This is a genomic window from Pseudomonas sp. P4_B3, from assembly GCF_056402295.1.
In genome coordinates, this window is record NZ_JBFUHR010000001.1 from 249822 (window position 1) to 268378 (window position 18557).

Annotated in this window: 16 protein-coding genes; 10 read left to right on the forward strand and 6 right to left on the reverse strand. The window is 59.5% G+C overall.

Annotation, left to right across the window (positions count from 1 at the left end; all coding sequences use genetic code 11):
- The first annotated feature begins 91 nt into the window (after positions 1 to 91).
- Complete coding sequence (locus AC1DWG_RS01210; RefSeq protein ID WP_477752274.1) at positions 92 to 445, forward strand: YkgJ family cysteine cluster protein; 354 nt, start codon at positions 92 to 94, stop codon at positions 443 to 445.
- 80 nt (positions 446 to 525) lie between these two features.
- On the opposite strand, the gene AC1DWG_RS01215 is transcribed toward AC1DWG_RS01210, so the two are convergent.
- Positions 526 to 1014, reverse strand: coding sequence for an Lrp/AsnC ligand binding domain-containing protein (locus AC1DWG_RS01215; RefSeq protein ID WP_007975155.1), 489 nt, complete (start codon positions 1012 to 1014; stop codon positions 526 to 528).
- A gap of 157 nt (positions 1015 to 1171) precedes the next feature.
- Here AC1DWG_RS01215 and dadA point away from each other — a divergent pair, with 157 nt between their 5' ends.
- The 6 genes from dadA (at position 1172) to AC1DWG_RS01245 (ending at position 7323) form a co-directional block, all read left to right on the forward strand.
- Complete coding sequence (dadA, locus tag AC1DWG_RS01220; protein ID WP_477752275.1) at positions 1172 to 2476, forward strand: D-amino acid dehydrogenase; 1305 nt, start codon at positions 1172 to 1174, stop codon at positions 2474 to 2476.
- A complete protein-coding gene (locus AC1DWG_RS01225; protein ID WP_477763032.1) occupies positions 2448 to 2801 on the forward strand; it encodes a RidA family protein in 354 nt (117 codons plus the stop codon). Before dadA ends, AC1DWG_RS01225 begins: the two co-directional genes overlap by 29 nt.
- 97 nt (positions 2802 to 2898) lie before the next feature.
- Positions 2899 to 3972, forward strand: coding sequence for an alanine racemase (gene alr / locus AC1DWG_RS01230; RefSeq protein ID WP_477763031.1), 1074 nt, complete (start codon positions 2899 to 2901; stop codon positions 3970 to 3972).
- Between the two features lie 128 nt (positions 3973 to 4100).
- Complete coding sequence (locus AC1DWG_RS01235; protein WP_008023455.1) at positions 4101 to 4649, forward strand: cupin domain-containing protein; 549 nt, start codon at positions 4101 to 4103, stop codon at positions 4647 to 4649.
- A gap of 182 nt (positions 4650 to 4831) precedes the next feature.
- A complete protein-coding gene (locus tag AC1DWG_RS01240) occupies positions 4832 to 5254 on the forward strand; it encodes a c-type cytochrome (RefSeq protein WP_477752300.1) in 423 nt (140 codons plus the stop codon).
- Between the two features lie 137 nt (positions 5255 to 5391).
- On the forward strand, positions 5392 to 7323 hold the full coding sequence (locus tag AC1DWG_RS01245; protein WP_477787148.1) for an acetyl-CoA hydrolase/transferase C-terminal domain-containing protein: 1932 nt from the start codon (positions 5392 to 5394) through the stop codon (positions 7321 to 7323).
- Between the two features lie 105 nt (positions 7324 to 7428).
- Here AC1DWG_RS01245 and AC1DWG_RS01250 read toward each other — a convergent pair whose 3' ends face one another.
- Both AC1DWG_RS01250 and rep read right to left on the reverse strand, forming a co-directional pair.
- Positions 7429 to 8001 (reverse strand): xanthine phosphoribosyltransferase, encoded by a 573-nt coding sequence (locus AC1DWG_RS01250; RefSeq protein ID WP_217829247.1) that lies wholly within the window; start codon positions 7999 to 8001, stop codon positions 7429 to 7431.
- Between the two features lie 55 nt (positions 8002 to 8056).
- Positions 8057 to 10066, reverse strand: coding sequence for a DNA helicase Rep (gene rep, locus AC1DWG_RS01255; protein ID WP_477763029.1), 2010 nt, complete (start codon positions 10064 to 10066; stop codon positions 8057 to 8059).
- A gap of 264 nt (positions 10067 to 10330) precedes the next feature.
- On the opposite strand from rep, the gene AC1DWG_RS01260 reads away from it, so the two are divergent.
- Complete coding sequence (locus tag AC1DWG_RS01260) at positions 10331 to 12004, forward strand: putative bifunctional diguanylate cyclase/phosphodiesterase (protein WP_477759734.1); 1674 nt, start codon at positions 10331 to 10333, stop codon at positions 12002 to 12004.
- A gap of 113 nt (positions 12005 to 12117) precedes the next feature.
- Here AC1DWG_RS01260 and AC1DWG_RS01265 read toward each other — a convergent pair whose 3' ends face one another.
- Complete coding sequence (locus AC1DWG_RS01265) at positions 12118 to 13515, reverse strand: NorM family multidrug efflux MATE transporter (protein WP_477763028.1); 1398 nt, start codon at positions 13513 to 13515, stop codon at positions 12118 to 12120.
- 157 nt (positions 13516 to 13672) lie between these two features.
- Between AC1DWG_RS01265 and AC1DWG_RS01270 the strand changes: the two genes are divergently transcribed.
- Together AC1DWG_RS01270 and AC1DWG_RS01275 are read left to right on the forward strand one after the other, a co-directional pair.
- Positions 13673 to 14593, forward strand: coding sequence for a LysR substrate-binding domain-containing protein (locus AC1DWG_RS01270; RefSeq protein ID WP_477752281.1), 921 nt, complete (start codon positions 13673 to 13675; stop codon positions 14591 to 14593).
- A gap of 150 nt (positions 14594 to 14743) precedes the next feature.
- Entirely contained in the window at positions 14744 to 15958 is a 1215-nt protein-coding gene (locus AC1DWG_RS01275; protein ID WP_477752282.1) for an aldose 1-epimerase family protein, read from the forward strand.
- Between the two features lie 6 nt (positions 15959 to 15964).
- Here AC1DWG_RS01275 and AC1DWG_RS01280 read toward each other — a convergent pair whose 3' ends face one another.
- Positions 15965 to 17458 (reverse strand): YifB family Mg chelatase-like AAA ATPase, encoded by a 1494-nt coding sequence (locus AC1DWG_RS01280; protein WP_477763027.1) that lies wholly within the window; start codon positions 17456 to 17458, stop codon positions 15965 to 15967.
- 272 nt (positions 17459 to 17730) lie between these two features.
- A complete protein-coding gene (locus AC1DWG_RS01285; RefSeq protein WP_477787149.1) occupies positions 17731 to 18531 on the reverse strand; it encodes a hypothetical protein in 801 nt (266 codons plus the stop codon).
- Between the last annotated feature and the right edge of the window lie 26 nt (positions 18532 to 18557).

The following is an 18557-nucleotide window of genomic DNA, read 5'->3' on the forward strand; positions in this document are numbered from 1 at the left end:
TCCGGGCGGGCAACATTGGTCGGCTGGTACTGTCTGGATCGGAGCTTTTGCGTCAGAATCCCGCTCTATTCCGCTATTGGTCACCGCTGCAATGAGCTGCAACAGCCAGACAATCCGCACATTGCGACAACAGATTCCCTCGTTCGAGTGCGTTCCCGGCTGCCATGACTGCTGCGGGCCGGTGACCACCTCGCCGGAAGAAATGTCGCGCCTGCCGCGCAAGACCCGCGCCGAGCAGGATGCCGCCATGGAAGAACTCAACTGCGTGCATCTGGGGCCGAATGGTTGCACGGTGTATGACGAGCGGCCGCTGATCTGCCGGTTGTTCGGCACCACCAAGACCTTGCCGTGCCCGAATGGGCGCGGGCCGGTGGAGCTGATTCATCCGCGGGTGGAGACGCAGGTGTTTGAGTACATGGCCAACACTCGGCAGGTGTTGGTTTAAAAGATCGCAGCCTGCGGCAGCTCCTACAAAAAGCGTGTGTACACCCGTAGGAGCTGCCGCAGGCTGCGATCTTTTGATTTTCAATCCGGAATCGGCAAGGTCAGGCTCTCCTTCACCTCTTCCATCACGATATAGCTCTTGGACTCGCGCACATGGGGCAACTTGAGCAGGATGTCGCCCAGCAACTTGCGGTACGACGCCATCTCGGAAATCCGCGCCTTCACCAGGTAGTCGAAATCCCCTGACACCAGATGACACTCCAGCACGTGGGGCAATTTCAGCACCGCACGTCGGAACTCTTCGAAAGTATCGCCGGATTTGTAGTCCAGGCTGATCTCGACGAACACCAGCAGACTACCCTTCAGGTGCTGCGGATTGAGCCTGGCGTTGTAGCCCATGATGATCCCTTCGCGCTCCAGACGCCGGACCCGCTCAGTACAGGGCGTGGTCGAGAGTCCGACCTTTTCTCCAAGCTCCGTAAAGGAAATCCGCCCGTCCGCTTGCAGGATCCGCAGGATGTTGCGGTCGATCTTGTCCAGCTCACGTTTGGTCTGAGTGTTGGTACGCATAGGGGATGCGCCTCCGTGAAAAGGGTTTTTGCCGAGAATTGTCGCCAAATATAGGCGCTTATATAGTGAAAAGCACTGGCAAATCTTTTTTACACTGCGCGCATCTGAAGCTCAGAATAACAAACGTCAGCGGTTAGCCGCGATGAGGGATATGAAAATGCGCGTCATGGTCTTGGGTAGCGGCGTCATCGGTACCACCAGTGCTTATTATCTGGCCCGTGCCGGATTCGAAGTGGTGGTGGTCGACCGGCAGCCGGCTGCTGCCATGGAGACCAGTTTCGCCAACGCCGGGCAGGTCTCGCCGGGTTATGCCTCGCCGTGGGCCGCGCCGGGCGTGCCGCTCAAGGCCATCAAGTGGCTGTTGCAGCGCCACGCGCCGCTGGCGATCAAGGCCACTGCCGACATCGACCAGTACCTGTGGATGGCACAGATGCTGCGTAACTGCACCGCCAGCCGTTACGCGGTGAACAAGGAGCGCATGGTCCGCCTGTCCGAGTACAGCCGTGACTGCCTCGACGAACTGCGTGCCGAAACCGGCATCGCCTACGAAGGCCGCAGCCTCGGTACTACCCAGTTGTTCCGCACCCAGGCCCAGCTCGACGGCGCGGCGAAAGACATCGCCGTGCTGAAAGAGTCCGGCGTGCCGTTCGAACTGCTCGACCGCGAAGGCATTGCCCGCGTTGAGCCGGCGCTGGCCAGCGTCACGGACATCCTCGCCGGTGCCCTGCGCCTGCCGAACGACCAGACTGGCGACTGCCAGATGTTCACCACCAAGCTTGCAGAAATGGCCGCAAACCTCGGTGTGCAATTCCGTTTCGGCCAGGACATTCAGCGCCTCGACTTCGCCGGTGACCGCATCAACGGTGTGTGGATCGACGGCAAGCTGGAAACCGCCGACCGCTACGTGCTGGCCCTCGGCAGCTATTCGCCGCAGCTGCTCAAGCCGCTGGGGATCAAGGCGCCGGTGTATCCGCTCAAGGGCTACTCCCTGACCGTGCCGATCACCAACCCGGCGATGGCCCCGACTTCGACCATTCTCGACGAGACCTACAAGGTCGCGATCACCCGTTTCGACAACCGCATCCGCGTCGGCGGCATGGCTGAAATTGCCGGTTTTGACTTGTCGCTGAACCCGCGCCGGCGCGAAACCCTGGAGATGATCGTCAACGACCTTTATCCTCAGGGCGGCAATCTGGCCGAGGCCAGCTTCTGGACGGGCCTGCGTCCGACCACTCCGGACGGCACCCCGATTGTCGGCGGAACAAAGTTCAAGAACCTGTTCCTGAACACCGGTCACGGCACTCTCGGCTGGACCATGGCCTGTGGCTCCGGTCGCTTGCTGGCTGACCTGATGGCGAAGAAAAAGCCACAGATCAGCGCCGAAGGCCTCGATATTTCCCGTTATGACAACAAAACCCAGGAGCCTGCAAAGCATGTCAGTCCAGCGCCAGCTCACCAATGAGCGCATGAGTCAGATCGTCACCCATAACGGCACGGTTTACCTGGCCGGACAGGTCGGCGATGACATGAACGCCGGGATTGAACAGCAGACCCGTGAAACCCTCGCCAACATCGAGCGGTTGCTCGATCTGGCGGGCACCGACAAGCACAATCTGTTGTCGGTGACGATTTACCTGAAAGACATCGACGCGCATTTCGAAGGCATGAACGCGGTGTGGGACAAGTGGCTGCCAAAAGGCGTCGCCCCGGCCCGCGCCACGGTTGAATCGAAATTGTGCGAACCGCAAATCCTGGTCGAGCTGTCGGTTGTCGCCGCTCTGCCATAAGCTTTCAGACAGATCCCTCTCCCGGTGCTGCTGGCGGTTCACGCCGTCAGCCAGCGCCGGTTTTTCTTCCCGATAACCCGACCAGAAGTCTGCCGCCATGCGTCCTGCCCGTGCCCTGATCGACCTTCAAGCCCTGCGCAATAACTACCAAATCGCCCGTGAGCTCACGGGGGCCAAAGCCCTCGCGGTGATCAAGGCCGATGCCTATGGCCATGGCGCTGTGCGATGCGCACAAGCGCTGGAAGCCGAGGCGGACGGGTTTGCCGTGGCCTGCATTGAAGAGGCGTTGGAGCTGCGGGCGGCGGGCATTCGTGCGCCGATCCTGCTGCTGGAAGGTTTTTTCGAAGCCGACGAGCTGGCACTGATCGTCGAGCATGATTTCTGGTGCGTGGTGCATTCGCTGTGGCAACTCGAAGCCATCGAGAAAGCGGCGTTGAGCAAACCGATCACGGTGTGGCTCAAGCTCGACTCGGGCATGCACCGGGTTGGCCTGCATCCGGCGGATTATCAGGCGGCCTACCAACGACTGCTGGCCAGCGGCAAGGCCGCGAAAGTGGTGCTGATGAGCCACTTTGCGCGCGCCGATGAGTTGCACGAACAGGCCAGCGCCGATCAGGTTGCGGTGTTCGAGGCCGCGCGCAAGGGCCTGGACGCCGAGGTCAGCCTGCGCAACTCGCCAGCAGTGCTCGGTTGGCCACAAATTCCGAGCGATTGGGTGCGTCCGGGCATCATGCTCTATGGCGCCACGCCGTTCGAAGAAGCCAATGAAGTGGCTGCGCGCCTGCAACCGGTGATGACGCTGGAATCGAAAGTGATCAGTGTGCGTGAACTGCCGGCCGGCGAGCCCGTCGGTTACGGCGCCAGATTCATCACCTCCAAACCGATGCGCATTGGCGTCGTGGCCATGGGGTACGCCGATGGCTACCCGCGTTCGGCACCGACCGGCACGCCGGTGTTGGTGGCTGGTCAGCGTAGCCAGCTGATTGGCCGGGTATCGATGGACATGCTCTGCATCGACCTGACCGATGTGCCGCAGGCCGGCCTCGGTTCGACCGTCGAATTGTGGGGCAAAAACATCCTCGCCAGTGATGTGGCCATGGCTGCCGGCACGATTCCATACCAGATATTCTGCAACCTGCGCCGAGTGCCACTGCTCTATTCCGGGGCTTAGTGCCCGAAGCTCCAGACCGGAAGTCGCCTCGCTGAACAGGATTCAGGTCAAAGTGTTGTAAATACTGAACGCTGTCGCCATGATAACGCTCACTATTCCAACAATTTTGAATCCTGGAGGCGCAAGCTTTGGACGTCGGTGAACGACTGCAATCCATCCGTAGGCTCAAAGGCCTTTCCCAGCGTGAGCTCGCCAAACGGGCGGGGGTCACCAACAGCACGATTTCGATGATCGAAAAGAACAGCGTGAGCCCTTCGATCAGTTCGCTGCGCAAGGTGTTGGGCGGGATTCCCATGTCCATGGTCGAGTTCTTTTCCGAAGAAATCCTGCAGGAAAAACCGACTCAGATCGTCTACAAGGCCAACGAGCTGATCGATATTTCCGATGGCGCGGTGACCATGAAACTGGTCGGGCGTGCCCATCCGAGCCGGGCGATCGCATTCCTCAATGAAATCTATCCGCCAGGCGCCGACACCGGTGACGAGATGCTCACCCATGAGGGTGAGGAAACCGGCATCCTGGTCGAAGGAAAACTGGAACTGGTGGTCGGTCTCGAAACTTTTGTCCTCGAAGCCGGCGATAGCTACTACTTTGAAAGTACCAAGCCACACCGTTTCCGTAATCCGTTCGATGTGCCGGCGCGACTAATCAGCGCAGCCACGCCGGCGAACTTCTAAGAAAAGAGGCGTCCTGCCAGCATCGCAGAGGCGCCCGGGCTGTGTTTCCGCCGCAGCCTATGACCCCTCCGACTTTGGGGTTGTTTCAGTGCGACGGGCTTACCGCTATACTTGCGCCCGCCTGCGAACCGTGGCCGTAGGCGTGACTAGCCACCATTGAGGGTGAACGCGTGAACCTAATTATGAAAATGCTGGCTGCACCAGCAACCGTATTGGCCCTATGGGCTGTCAGTGTCAGCGCTCAAGCTGTGACCAACGACGAAATCGCCAAACGCCTTGAGCCAGTCGGCCAGGTTTGTGTTCAGGGTAAAGAGTGCAAGGGCATGGAAGTGGCCGCTTCAGCCGGTGGCGGCGGTGGTGCGAAAACCCCGGATGAAGTGATTGCAAAACATTGCAACGCTTGCCACGGTTCAGGCCTGTTGGGCGCGCCGAAAATCGGTGATGCCGCCGCTTGGGGCGAGCGTGCCAAGAAAGAAGGTGGTGTTGACGGCCTGCTCGCCAAGGCGATCTCCGGCCTCAACTCGATGCCGCCAAAAGGCACCTGCGCCGATTGTGCAGACGCCGAGCTCAAAGGCGCCATCCAGAAGATGTCCGGCCTGAAATAAGCCTGAGTCTTGCTGCTGAAAAGCCGCTATCGAGCGGCTTTTTTGTGCCTGTAATTTGACCCTGGCGGCTGTTCATTGCAGCAAAGACCCGGCAAGCTCGGACCAACCCCAATTCATGGAGCGTGAGGGAGGATCCGATGGTTCAGCTGTGTTCTATCGAGCAGGCGGTCGATGACGTACTGGCGCGGTTGCCGGTCCACATTCACATGGGCCTGCCCCTTGGCCTGGGCAAACCCAACCACTTCGTCAACGCGTTGTATCGACGTATCGCGCAACTGCCCGAGCGGCGGCTGACGATCTACACCGCGCTGTGCCTGGGCCGTCCGCCCTTGGGCGACGGATTGCAAAAGCGATTTCTCGAACCCTTTATCGAACGCGTGTTCGGCGATTACCCGGAGCTGGAATTTCTCGCCGACCTGCGTCGCGACCAACTGCCGGGCAACATCCATATCCAGCAGTTCTTCATGCAGCCTGGCAGCCTGCTCAACAGTGCCGCGGCGCAGCAGGATTACGTCAGCAGCAACTACAGCCATGCGGCGCGGGACATCAACGCCGCCGGGTTGAACCTGGTGGCGCAATTGGTGGCCAGCGATGCCGAACATCCCGACCGCTTGAGCCTGAGCTGCAACCCGGACATCACCCTCGACCTGCTGCCGATGATTGCCAAGCGCCGCGCCGCCGGAGAAACCATCCTGATGGTCGGCCAGGTGCACAACGATCTGCCTTACATGCCCGGCGATGCGGAGCTCGGCATCGACACCTTCGACTTGCTGATCGACCAGAAGGACAACACCACGCTGTTCTCCACGCCGAATATGCCGGTGGGGTGTCAGGACCATTTCATCGGCCTGCACGCCAGTACCCTGGTGCGTGACGGCGGCACCTTGCAGATCGGCATCGGTTCCATGGGCGATGCGCTGACGGCAGCGCTGCTGGCACGGCAAGCCGACAACGACGGATACAGCGCTTTGCTGGCAGACGTAAACCTTAGCCAGTGGGCGCAACTGATCGAGCGCGAAGGCGGCATCGAACCCTTCGCCAAGGGTCTGTACGGCTGCAGTGAAATGTTCGTCAATGGCTTGCTGGTGCTGGCCGATGCCGGGATCGTGCGGCGCAAGGTGTATCCAGACGTGGCTACCCAACAGCAGGCGAATGCCGGCACCCTCGACGAGACTGCGCAAACCGATGGCATCTCGGTGCACGGCGGATTTTTCCTCGGTCCGCGCAGCTACTACGAGCGTTTGCGCGAGTTGCCGCAAAGCAAGCGGCTTGCATTCAATATGACCCGCATCAGCTACATCAACGAGCTCTACGGCCAGGAAGAACTCAAGCGCTTGCAACGCCTGGATGCGCGGTTCATCAACACCGCGTTCACCGTGACCTTGCTCGGTGCGGCGGTGGCGGATCAGCTCGAAGACGGACGTGTGCTCAGCGGCGTAGGCGGGCAATACAACTTCGTGGTTCAGGGCCATGCGCTGGCAGGCGCGCGCTCGGTGTTGCTGCTGCGCAGCTGGCGCGAGTCCGGCGGCGACGTCAGCTCGAACATCGTCTGGGAGTATGGTCACTGCACGATTCCGCGGCATCTGCGGGACATCGTGGTCACCGAGTACGGCATCGCCGATCTTCGCGGCAAAACCGATGCGGCAGTGATTGAGGCCTTGCTCAATATCAGCGACTCGCGTTTTCAATCGGGATTGATCGAGCAGGCGCAGAAAGTCGGCAAATTGCCCAAGGACTTTCGTCTCGAACCACGCTTTACCGATAACAGTCCGCAGCGTTTGCAGGCGATTCAGGCACGGCATCCGCTGCTGCTTCCAGAGTATCCGCTGGGCTGCGATTTCACCGAGGTCGAGCGCGATCTGTTGCGGGCACTGAACTGGCTCAAGAGCAAGTTCAAGCTGAGCGAGGTGCTGGAATTGGGCAAGGCAGCGCTGGATGCGCCGGAGCCAGCGTTGTTCCCGGAGCATCTGCAGCGCATGCAACTGGCCAACTCGGAGGGGCTGAAGGAGGATTTGTATCAGCGCCTGCTGCTCACAGGCCTCAAGGCGACTGCACGCGCTCGCTTGTAGGCGCTGGCTTGCCAGCGAAGGCGGCGTGACAAACAACAAAGATGTTGGATGTGATGGCCTCTTCGCTGGCAAGCCAGCTCCTACAGGGGGCATTGCGGTGTGGCTTTATTCGATGAAGGTCACAACGCCATCTTTCAGCGACTTCACCCGGGCCAGGGACTCTACGCGATAACCCTGCGAGTCCAGTTCCGCACGGCCGCCCTGGAATGACTTCTCGATCACGATCCCCAAACCGGCAACGGTAGCGCCGGCCTGTTTGATGATCGAAATCAGCGCCTGGGACGCCTTACCGTTGGCCAGGAAGTCATCGATGATCAGCACACGGTCGCTGCTGGTCAGGTGGCGCGGGGAGATCGCGACGGTGCTTTCGGTCTGCTTGGTGAACGAGTACACGGTTGCCGACAGAAGGTTTTCGGTCAGGGTCAGGGACTGGTGCTTGCGGGCGAAAATCACCGGCACGCCGAGGTTCAGACCGGTCATGATCGCCGGGGCGATGCCCGAGGCTTCGATGGTGACGATCTTGGTGATGCCCGAATCCTTGAACAGCGTGGCGAATTCGTCGCCGATCAGCTTCATCAGGGCCGGGTCGATCTGGTGGTTCAGAAAGGCGTCGACTTTCAGGACCTGGTCGGAAAGCACGATGCCTTCTTCGCGAATTTTCTTGTGCAGGGCTTCCATGAAGCTGTCCTCTTTTGGCGCCTGTGCGCCCAAGGTCATGTAAAAGTGGTCAATTCTAGCGCTTTAACATCGCGCGTATATCCGCCAATGCGTTGTTGCCTCGCACGGCTTTGACTTCGGTCGGTGTGTCGTCGTTACCTTCCCAGGCCAGATCGTCCGGCGGCAGCTCATCGAGGAAACGGCTCGGCGCGCAATCGATGATCTCGCCGTACTGCTTGCGCTTGGCGGCGAAGGTGAAGGCCAGGGTCTGGCGCGCGCGGGTAATGCCCACGTAGGCCAGGCGACGTTCTTCTTCGATGGTGTCGGCTTCGATGCTGGAGCGGTGCGGGAGGATTTCCTCTTCCATGCCCATGATGAACACGTAGGGGAATTCCAGGCCCTTGGAGGCATGCAAGGTCATCATCTGCACGCCTTCGGCGCCGTCTTCCTCTTCCTGTTGACGTTCCAGCATGTCGCGCAGGACGAGTTTGCCGATGGCGTCTTCGACGGTCATCTCGCCTTCTTCGTCTTTTTCCAGGGTGTTCTTCAGCGCCTCGATCAGGAACCAGACGTTACCCATGCGGTAGTCGGCGGCCTTGTCGCTGGAGCTGTTGGTGCGCAGCCAGTTCTCGTAGTCGATGTCCATGACCATGCTGCGCAGGGCCGAGATCGGGTCTTCGCCAGCGCACTGCTCGCGCACCCTGTCCATGAAGCGCTTGAAGCGCGACAGGCGATCGGTGAAGCGGCTGTCCAGATGCTCGCCCAAACCCATCTCGTCGGTGGCGGCGTACATCGAGATCTTGCGCTCGGTCGCATAGTTGCCCAGCTTCTCCAGCGTGGTCGAGCCGATCTCGCGGCGCGGGACGTTGATCACCCGCAGGAAGGCGTTATCGTCATCCGGGTTCACGATCAGGCGGAAGTAGGCCATCAGGTCCTTCACTTCCTGACGTCCGAAAAAGCTGTTGCCGCCAGACAGGCGATATGGCACCTGGTGATGCTGCAACTTCAGCTCGATCAGCTTGGCCTGGTAGTTGCCGCGATAGAGGATCGCGAAATCACTGTACGGGCGGTCGGTGCGCAAGTGCAGGCTGAGGATTTCCATGGCCACGCGCTCGGCCTCGGCGTCCTCGTTGCGGCAGCGGATCACGCGGATCTCGTCGCCGTGGCCCATTTCACTCCACAGCTGCTTTTCGAATTCGTGGGGGTTGTTCGAGATCAGCACGTTGGCGCAACGCAGGATGCGGCTGGTGGAGCGGTAATTCTGCTCCAGCATCACCACTTTCAAGGACGGGTAGTCTTCCTTGAGCAGCATCAGGTTTTCCGGGCGGGCACCACGCCAGGCATAGATCGACTGGTCGTCGTCACCTACCACGGTGAACTGGTTGCGTTTGCCGATGAGCATTTTTACCAGCAGGTACTGGCTGGCGTTGGTGTCCTGGTATTCATCGACCAGCAGGTAGCGCACCTTGTTCTGCCACTTTTCCAGGATGTCGGCGTGCTCTTCGAACAGCTTCACCGGCAGCAGGATCAGGTCGTCGAAGTCCACCGCGTTGAACGCCTTGAGCGTGCGCTGATAGTGGGTGTAGACGATGGCGGCAGTCTGTTCCTTGGGGTTGCGCGCGTTTTCCAGGGCCCGGGCCGGCAGGATCAGGTCGTTTTTCCAGGCGCCAATCATGTTCTTGATCTCGTCGACGCCGTCGTCGCCCGAGTATTCCTTCTGCATGATGTCGGTCATCAGGGCTTTGACGTCAGTCTCGTCGAAGATCGAGAAGCCCGGTTTGTAGCCCAGCCGCACGTGTTCCTTGCGGATGATGTTCAGGCCCAGGTTGTGGAACGTGCAGACCGTCAGCCCACGACCTTCACCGGCACGCAGCAGAGTGCCAACCCGTTCCTTCATCTCGCGGGCGGCCTTGTTGGTAAAGGTCATGGCGACGATGTACTGGGCGCGAATGCCGCAGTTCTGGATCAGGTGCGCGATTTTGCGCGTGATCACGCTGGTCTTGCCGGAGCCGGCGCCGGCGAGCACCAAAAGAGGGCCGCCGACGTAGCTCACGGCTTCTTGCTGCCGGGGATTGAGTCGGGACATAGGTAAATTCAGGAGTCAGTCACAAAATGGGCCGGCATTTTAACAGGCTCAGCGAATTGTGCTGCTCTGTCCGACTTGTGACGTACCACGCTATCTGTAATTGCCGGTTTTGTTACTTTCACGCAGGATGCGCAATGAATTTGCGGCTAATGTTCGTAATTCCAGATGCAAAGGGCTCGATTTGATAACTGATGTCATTGTCATTAGTCATCGGAACGGCATAATGCCCGTCGCCTACATCTTTGCAGAGTCTAGGGAGCTAGCTTGTCTACGCCTGTCGAACCCTTGCGTTTGCTGCTACTGGCCGAAGAGCCAGCGTGGGCAGCGTTGTTGCGCGAGTGTCTGGTTCCTATGGGGAGCTCGGCCGTTCTCATCAGCGCGCCGAGTTGGGAGTCGGTCAGCAGCCTGTTCGATGACAACCGCAGCGCGGTGTTATTGACCATCCCGCAACTTCAACCGGCGCCGGGCCGTTGCGGCCTGCCGACGGTGTTGCTGCTCGACCATGAGCCGCTGACCCCGCCCGACGGTGTGAGTGACTGGCTGGTGCGCGATCTGCTCGATACCGGCATGTTGCGCCGCTGCCTGCGTCATGTGCGCGAGCGTGGCGTCCTGGAAAACACTCTGCAACGCCTGGCCGAGCAAGATCCGCTCACTGGCATCGCCAATCGCCAGGGCTTCCAGACCCTGCTGACCGCGCGGCTGGCGGAAAACGACGGGCGCGGCCTGGCCCTCGGTCATCTCGACCTCGACAACTTTCGTTATGCCAACGATGCCCTTGGCCATCAGGCCGGTGACCGTTTGATCCTGCAAGTGGTGGCGCGGCTCAAGAGCCAGCTCGAGACCGGCGATCAACTGGCACGCCTGGGTAGCGATGAATTCGCTTTGCTGATCGACACCCGTCGCGCTCCCCAGCGTGCCGAGTGGATGGCCGAACGCATCAGCGAAGCATTGGCCGAGCCTTATTGGGTCGACGGCGAAAGCCTGCTGATCGGTTCCAGCCTGGGCATCGCCTACGCCCGGGCCCAGACCGATGCGGATCCGCTGATGTGGCATGCACATATCGCCATGCAGCAGGCCAAAAGCACCCAGGGCTGCACCTTTCACATTTTCAACGAACGCATCAACCGCAATGCCCGCAGCATCGCCGACCTCGAAACCGAGCTGCGCCGGGCGCTGCGCCGCGATGAGCTGGAGCTGCACTACCAGCCACGGCTGAACCTCGCAGACGGGCAAATCGTCGGCCTCGAAGCCCTGGTGCGCTGGCGCCATGCCGAGCGCGGCTTGTTGCCGCCGAGTGAGTTCGTGCCGCTGGCTGAGCAAAGCGGTCTGATCGTGCCGCTGGGCTACTGGGTGATTTCCCGGGCCTTGCGCGACATGCAGGCGCTGCTTGAGCTGGGTTTGCCGCCATTGCACATGGCAATCAACCTGTCGTTCCGGCAATTCCAGGACAGTCAGTTGCTTTCGACCTTGAGTCGCCTGATTGCCGAGCGTGGCGTCGAGGCGCAGTGGCTGGAATTCGAGCTGACCGAAACCGCCGTGATGCGCCGCAGCGATCTGGTCAAGCAGACCATGGACGCTCTCGGGCGTCTCGGTGTGCGCTTCTCCCTCGACGACTTCGGCACCGGTTTCTCGTCCTTCGTGCACCTCAACAGTCTGCCGATCACCTTGCTGAAGATCGACAAGAGCTTTGTCGGCGGCATGGAACAGCGTGAGGAAAACCGCAAGCTGGTCCACGCGATGATCAACCTGGCGCACAACCTCAACCTTGAGGTGGTCGCAGAAGGTGTGGAAACGCCGGAGCAACTGGATCTGCTGCGCGGATTTGAATGCGATCAGGTGCAGGGATATTTGATCAGCAAGCCTTTGCCGTTGGCTGAGCTGGTGGAGTATCTGATGTTTGGCAGCAATCAGCAGTCGATGCTGGAAATCGTGAATTAAAAACCCCACGACCCCCTGTAGGAGTGAGCCTGCTCGCGATGAGGCCAGGTCAGTCAACATTCATGTCGGCTGATAGTTCGCTATCGCGAGCAGGCTCACTCCTACAAGGGATATCAGTCTGTCTGAGCGACCTCGAAGCGCTGCTCTGACGTCGTGTCCCGCTTGATCATCCGTTTCATCTTCCATTCAAATCCCAACGTCAGGCTCACCGCCGCGCACGCCAGCCCCAGCGCCAGGCCCCACCAGACACCCGTTGGCCCCCACTGCAAATGGAACGCCATCCACCACGCCGCCGGTGCGCCGATCAGCCAATAGCAACCCAGGCCGACGAGGAAAGTGGTCTTGGCATCCTTGAGTCCGCGAATGCAGCCCATGGCAATGGTTTGCACGCCGTCGAACAGCTCGAACCAGGCCGCCACCGCCAACAGGCTCACGGCAAGGTTGATGACATCGCGAAACGCCGGGTCATTGTGGTCGAGAAACAAACTGACCAATTGGTTTGGCAGCAACCAGAAGACCATGGCGAAACACAGCATCGCCGCCGCCCCGAATGCAATACCGACCCGCCCGGCCAGCCGTGCATCCAACAGTTGCCCGGCACCGTAGTGCTGACCGATACGCATGGTGATCGCGTAGGAAATACCCGCCGGGACCATGAATGCCACCGAGACGATTTGCAGGGCGATCTGGTGCGCGCCCAGTTGTGTGCTGCCCATGGTGCCCATGCACAGCGCAGCGAAGGCAAACAGCCCGACCTCCACGGCATAGGTACCGCCAATCGGCAGGCCCAGACGCCACAGCTCCTTCAGGTACTGGCGGTTCAGCCGAGACAGGCCCTGACGCAGCGGATAGGCCTCATAAGCCGGATGCCGCCGAATGTGCCACGCCAGTGCGAGTGCCATCAGGTTGGCGACAATCGCCGTGACCAGCCCGATGCCCATCAATCCCGGTTTCGGCAGGCCGAACATCCCGGTAATCAGCGCATAGTTGAGCAGGAAATTGGCCACGGTTCCGCCCAGGCTGATGACCATCACCGGTGTCGCACGGCCAATGGCACTGGTGAACCCGCGCAGGGCCATGAAGCTCAGGTAGCCGGGCAGGGCGAACGGCAGGAAGATCAAAAACTGCCCGGCCATCTGGACGTTGCTTTCGGTCTGGCCGAATAACAACAGTACCGGTTTGAGGTTCCACAGCAGCAAACCGGCGGCCAGCGCCATCAGCCATGCCAGCCACAACCCGGCCTGGGTCAGCCGGGTAGCCCCGACAATATCGCCGGCACCCTGACGGATCGCCACCAGTGTGCCGACCGCCGCGATCACGCCGATGCAGAAAATCGACACGAACGAATAGGTCGCTGCACCGAGCCCGCCACCGGCCAGTGCTTCGGGACTCAGGCGCGCCATCATCAGGGTGTCGGTGAGGACCATCAGCATGTGCGCCAACTGCGAGGCAATCAGCGGCCCCGCCAGCCGCAGGATGGCCCGGAGTTCAGTACGTGCTGGATGCTGCATGATCATCACGCTCGATTGTCAGAGAAAACAGGAAGCGTCGATTCTCGGCGCTCTGCGGGGTTTGCACAAAGGGATAAAAAGGATGGGTGGCATGATTAAAACTCATGTGAGAGAGTTTCCGATAAGTTGAAGCAATCGTGCTGTAGGAGCTTTCCTGATGTCCCGTCGTCTTCCTCCCTTGTATGCCCTTCGAGCATTCGAAGCGGCGGCGCGGCATAGCTCGTTTACTCGCGCCGCCGAAGAACTGTCGATTACCCAGAGTGCGGTCAGCCGACATATTCGTACGCTCGAAGAGCATTTTGCCTGCCGCTTGTTTCACCGCAGTGGCCGCAACCTGCAACTGACCGAGTCGGCCCGTTTGCTGTTGCCGGGCATCCGCGAAGGCTTCACCGCCCTGGAGCGCGCCTGCAATACCTTGCGCGCCGAGGACGATATCCTGCGCATGAAAGCCCCGTCGACCTTGACCATGCGTTGGCTGTTGGCGCGGCTCAGTCGTTTCCGGCACCTGCGACCGGGGAACGAAGTGCAATTGACCAGCGCCTGGATGGACATCGATACGGTGGACTTCAACCACGAACCCTTTGACTGCGCTGTCATCCTCAGCAACGGGCATTTTCCCCCGGACTGGGAGGCGACTTTCCTGTTCCCCGAAGAGCTGATTCCGGTGGGCGCGCCGAATCTTCTGAAGGATCAACCGTGGGACGTTACGCGTCTGGCCAGTACCGAGCTGCTGCATCCGACACCGGACCGCCGTGACTGGCGCAACTGGCTGGAGCGCATGGGCCTGACCGATCGAATCTCGCTCAAGGGCGGGCAAGTGTTCGATACGCTGGAGCTGGGCATGATCGCTGCCGCTCGAGGTTACGGCGTGTCCATGGGCGATTTGCTGATGGTGGCGGAGGATGTTGCGCAGGGACGTCTGAGTTTGCCGTGGCCGACCGCCGTCGCCAGTGGTGAGAATTATTACCTGGTCTGGCCGAAAACCCGCCCCGGCGGTGAGCGTTTGCGTCGCCTCAGCGATTTCCTGCAAGGCGAGGTCCGGGCCATGGAGTTACCGGATGTCGAACGCCTGGACTGAATCGATGGCATCGACTCAATTTCCGTTTGTCGCACATCTGCGGATCAAGTGTCTTTCTTGGCATTTGCCACCGATGTCTCCACTTTTATGCTTGCTGAAACGTTTCTTCAGGTCTATAAAAATGGCACAACTCCAAGAAAGGCTATTGCCATGACCCCACTCAAACTCTTCGTTGCCCTCAGCGCACTGTCCGCTGCCTCCCAAGCCCTAGCCTGGGATTACGTCCTGCTCGACACCGACAAAGCCGCCCAGAACTGGCAAATCACCAGCCAGCAACTCGGCGTAAAAACCGACAAACCTTTCAGCGTGACCCTGCGCACCTTGCACGGCGGTCGGCAGGAAGGCGTCAGCATCGTCGACATCGATAACGGCACGATGAAACTTTCGGTAGTTCCAACTCGCGGCATGAACGTCCTGCAGGCCTCGGTCGGTAACGTGCGCATGGGTTGGGATTCGCCAGTCAAGGAAGTGGTCAATCCGTCCTTCATCGAACTCAACGGCCGTGGTGGCCTGGGCTGGCTGGAAGGTTTCAATGAATTGGTCACCCGCTGCGGCTACGAATGGGTCGGCCACCCCGGCATCGACAACGGCGAACTGCTGACCCTGCACGGTCGCGCTGCCAATATCCCGGCCAACAAAGTCACTCTGCACATCGATGAAAAACCGCCGTACGCCATCAGCCTGCGCGGCGAGCTGAAAGAACAGGCTTTCAAGAAAGTCGACTTCTCGGTCGCGACCGAACTGGTCACCGAGCCCGGCAGCGTAGCGTTCGCCCTCAACGACACCCTGACCAACAACGGCGACTATCCGAAGGAATACCAGGCGCTGTATCACAGCAACTTCAGCACCCCATTCCTGGAGCAGGGCGCCCGCTTCGCCGCGCCGGTGAAACAGGTGTCGCCGTTCAACGATAAAGCCAAAAGCGATTTGCCGGACTGGCAAACCTATCGTGCACCGACCAAGGACTACGACGAAACGGTTTACAACGTAGTGCCGTACGCCGATGCCAAGGGCGATACATTGACCGTCCTGCATAACAAGGCCGGCAGCCTGGGCGTCTCGGTCGGTTTCAACACTCAAACACTGCCCGTGTTCTCCCTGTGGAAAAACACCGATACCCAAGGGCAGGGCTATGTCACGGGGCTGGAGCCAGGCACAAGTTTTTCCTACAACCGCCGGTATCAGCGGCCACTGAACCTGGTGCCAATGATTGGGCCGAAGGAGCAGAAGCAGTTCCGCATCAGCTACGGCTTGCTGGCGGATAAGACCGCTGTGGATAAGGCGCTGAAGCAGGTGAGCGAGATTCAGGGTGGGCGGGAGACTGAGGTGCGGCAGACGCCGTTGGTTGATCTCAGCAAGGGGTGATGCTGACTAGAGTGTTGTTGGCCTATATTGCAGCGCTTCGGCCAAGTGCTCGCGTCTGATCTCATCGACTTGTTCAAGGTCCGCCAGAGTGCGCGCTACTTTGAGCAGTCGATGGGCCGCTCGCAGTGACAAGGTCAGTCGTTCACACGCCGTCTCCAGCCAGGTTTCGTCTGTTGTGGATAACTTGCAGTGTCTACGCAGGCCCGGTAAGTCGAGAAAGGCATTGGCACAGCCTTGGCGCTTTTGTTGCCGTTCTCGTGCATCGGCAACCAATTCGGCGGCAGTGGCAGTGTCGTCGCCGGGTTTTAACGCAGGATTCAATGCCGTGGCTTCGCGAGCAACCGTCAGGTGCAGGTCGATACGATCCAGCAGTGGCCCCGACAGTTTGTTGCGATAGCGCTGAACCATGTCCGGCGTACAGGAACAACGGCCACTGGGTTCGCCAAGATATCCACAGGGGCAGGGATTCATCGCAGCGACCAGTTGAAAGCGAGCCGGGAAGCGTACGCGGTCCTTGGCGCGGGAAATCACGATGTGGCCGGATTCCAGCGGTTCTCTCAGTACCTCCAGTACCTTGCGATCAAATTCCGGGAGTTCATCAAGGAACAGCACACCGTGGTGGGCGAGGGTGATTTCGCCGGGTTGCGGTTTCGAGCCGCCACCGACCAGTGCAGGACCTGATGCAGAGTGATGTGGCTGGCGAAACGGTCGCTGCGGCCAGTGGCTCAGCGGCACACAGCTGGCGACTGACTGAATCGCCGCGACCTCCAGTGCTTCGTTTTCGGCCAAGGGTGGCAACAGCCCTGGTAATCGGCTCGCCAGAAGTGTCTTGCCCGTACCTGGTGGCCCGCTGAACAGCAGGTTGTGTGCACCCGCTGCTGCAATCAGCAGCGCGCGTTTGGCTGCCATTTGCCCCTGAACTTCGTTCAAGTCGGGATAGGGTTTACTGGCGTAGAGCAAACCATTGGAAACGTAAGGCTCGATGGGCGTGTGCCCATTGAAATGTGCCACTGCCTGCAGCAGATGGTCCACTGCAATGACCTTCAACCCCGACGCCAGGCAAGCCTCCTCGGCATTCGCCTGCGGCACCATCAACCAGCGCCCGGCCTTGCGCGCCGCCAATGCCGCCGGCAGCACCCCACGGACGGGCCGCACTGCACCGGAAAGCGCCAGCTCCCCCAGGCACTCCACGTCATCCAGTGTCAGCGTCGGCACCTGCACGCTGGCCGAGAGAATCCCCAAGGCAATCGCCAGATCGAACCGCCCGCCATCCTTGGGCAAATCCGCGGGCGCCAGATTCAACGTGATCCGTCGCGCCGGAAATTGCAGCCCCGAATTGATGATCGCGCTGCGCACCCGATCCTTGCTTTCCTTCACCGCCGCCTCGGGCAGGCCGACCATGGTCAGCGACGGCAAACCATTGGCCAGATGGACTTCAACAGTAACGGCTGGCGCCTCCACGCCGACCTGGGCGCGGCTGTGGACGATGGAGAGGGACATGGTCGTTCCTTGAGCTAAACGGGGGCCGCTTCCTGCGGGTTTTTGAAGGGTAGTCGTGGAGTCTTGCCGGAGAGGACGGAAACTTTCGCAGAATGTTGCTGAGGTCACGATCTGTAACATCAGCCAAACGCTGCGTTCGGCTGCGGTGGCAAATCCACCTCCTGAGCAATCGCACTACTCAACGCTGTTTGCGAGTTGCATAAGGAGTGTCTGCAAAACATATCGCAGGTATTTGATTTCTCGAATTTATTCTGCGTGCAAAATCAAATAATTTATGTTGAAGCAGCTTCTTTGGAAGAGGTTGTGTCGTCAAACAAACTACTGTCACCGTCCAGGATTTTGCTGGCGAAGCGCTCGGTATCCATCTTTTTTTTGCCTTCTGCGATATTCGTAAAATAGTTGAAGTCTAAATCTATCCAGTCCTTGAGTTTGGTTTCGTAGTTGTTTGGATACTGTGCTTGCTCCACGGGAGGCAGGCCCTTGTAATGGTCAAGGACATTTTGGAAGAAGTTGGTAAGCTTTCCAGTGCTGTTATATTCAAATTCTGCTTGGGCCACCACTTTCTGTCGCCATGCAAATTCTTGTTTGGCCGATTCTTCCAATGCTGCCCGTCTTTCATTGACGGTAAAGGTGCTGCTGCCATCGTAGGTTATTAAGGCCAGTTGACCCATGGGCATCCCCGAAAACGGATTTTTGCCGAGCCCGTTTGTATACTGTGTCGCACTTTTGGCGCGCGCTAGTAATGTGGAATTATCTGTGTCGGGAGCTTCAGAGTCGTATTTTAATTTATTGGCAGTATAATTAGCACTCTCCAATTCGTTGAATGTGTTTTTAGCTATCGAACTCAGTTCCATTTTAGTCAGGCGTACATCCCGGGCCTGCGCACGTACTGAGGCTTCGCTCAATTGGCTCGCTAGCGTGGAAACGGTACTGCTATCTCGTGCGTTGCCATACGGGCCCTGGGGGCTACTTTGGTTGACACCTGGGTTTTTGCTGGGAGTCGCTGTCAGTTTTTTAGTTCCAGCCAGCGTTTGGCCGCTGTTAACTGCAGAATTGTTTAGTGAATTAAACATTTTTTGCAACTCCCATGTTTGATGGC

Coding starts and splice junctions, on each gene's coding strand:
- AC1DWG_RS01210 (WP_477752274.1), top strand. CDS start 92: ATGAGCTGCAACAGCCAGACAATCCGCACATTGCGACAACAGATTCCC.
- AC1DWG_RS01215 (WP_007975155.1), bottom strand. CDS start 1,014: ATGCGTACCAACACTCAGACCAAACGTGAGCTGGACAAGATCGACCGC.
- dadA (WP_477752275.1), top strand. CDS start 1,172: ATGCGCGTCATGGTCTTGGGTAGCGGCGTCATCGGTACCACCAGTGCT.
- AC1DWG_RS01225 (WP_477763032.1), top strand. CDS start 2,448: ATGTCAGTCCAGCGCCAGCTCACCAATGAGCGCATGAGTCAGATCGTC.
- alr (WP_477763031.1), top strand. CDS start 2,899: ATGCGTCCTGCCCGTGCCCTGATCGACCTTCAAGCCCTGCGCAATAAC.
- AC1DWG_RS01240 (WP_477752300.1), top strand. CDS start 4,832: ATGAAAATGCTGGCTGCACCAGCAACCGTATTGGCCCTATGGGCTGTC.
- AC1DWG_RS01245 (WP_477787148.1), top strand. CDS start 5,392: ATGGTTCAGCTGTGTTCTATCGAGCAGGCGGTCGATGACGTACTGGCG.
- AC1DWG_RS01250 (WP_217829247.1), bottom strand. CDS start 8,001: ATGGAAGCCCTGCACAAGAAAATTCGCGAAGAAGGCATCGTGCTTTCC.
- rep (WP_477763029.1), bottom strand. CDS start 10,066: ATGTCCCGACTCAATCCCCGGCAGCAAGAAGCCGTGAGCTACGTCGGC.
- AC1DWG_RS01265 (WP_477763028.1), bottom strand. CDS start 13,515: ATGCAGCATCCAGCACGTACTGAACTCCGGGCCATCCTGCGGCTGGCG.
- AC1DWG_RS01270 (WP_477752281.1), top strand. CDS start 13,673: ATGTCCCGTCGTCTTCCTCCCTTGTATGCCCTTCGAGCATTCGAAGCG.
- AC1DWG_RS01275 (WP_477752282.1), top strand. CDS start 14,744: ATGACCCCACTCAAACTCTTCGTTGCCCTCAGCGCACTGTCCGCTGCC.
- AC1DWG_RS01280 (WP_477763027.1), bottom strand. CDS start 17,458: ATGTCCCTCTCCATCGTCCACAGCCGCGCCCAGGTCGGCGTGGAGGCG.
- AC1DWG_RS01285 (WP_477787149.1), bottom strand. CDS start 18,531: ATGTTTAATTCACTAAACAATTCTGCAGTTAACAGCGGCCAAACGCTG.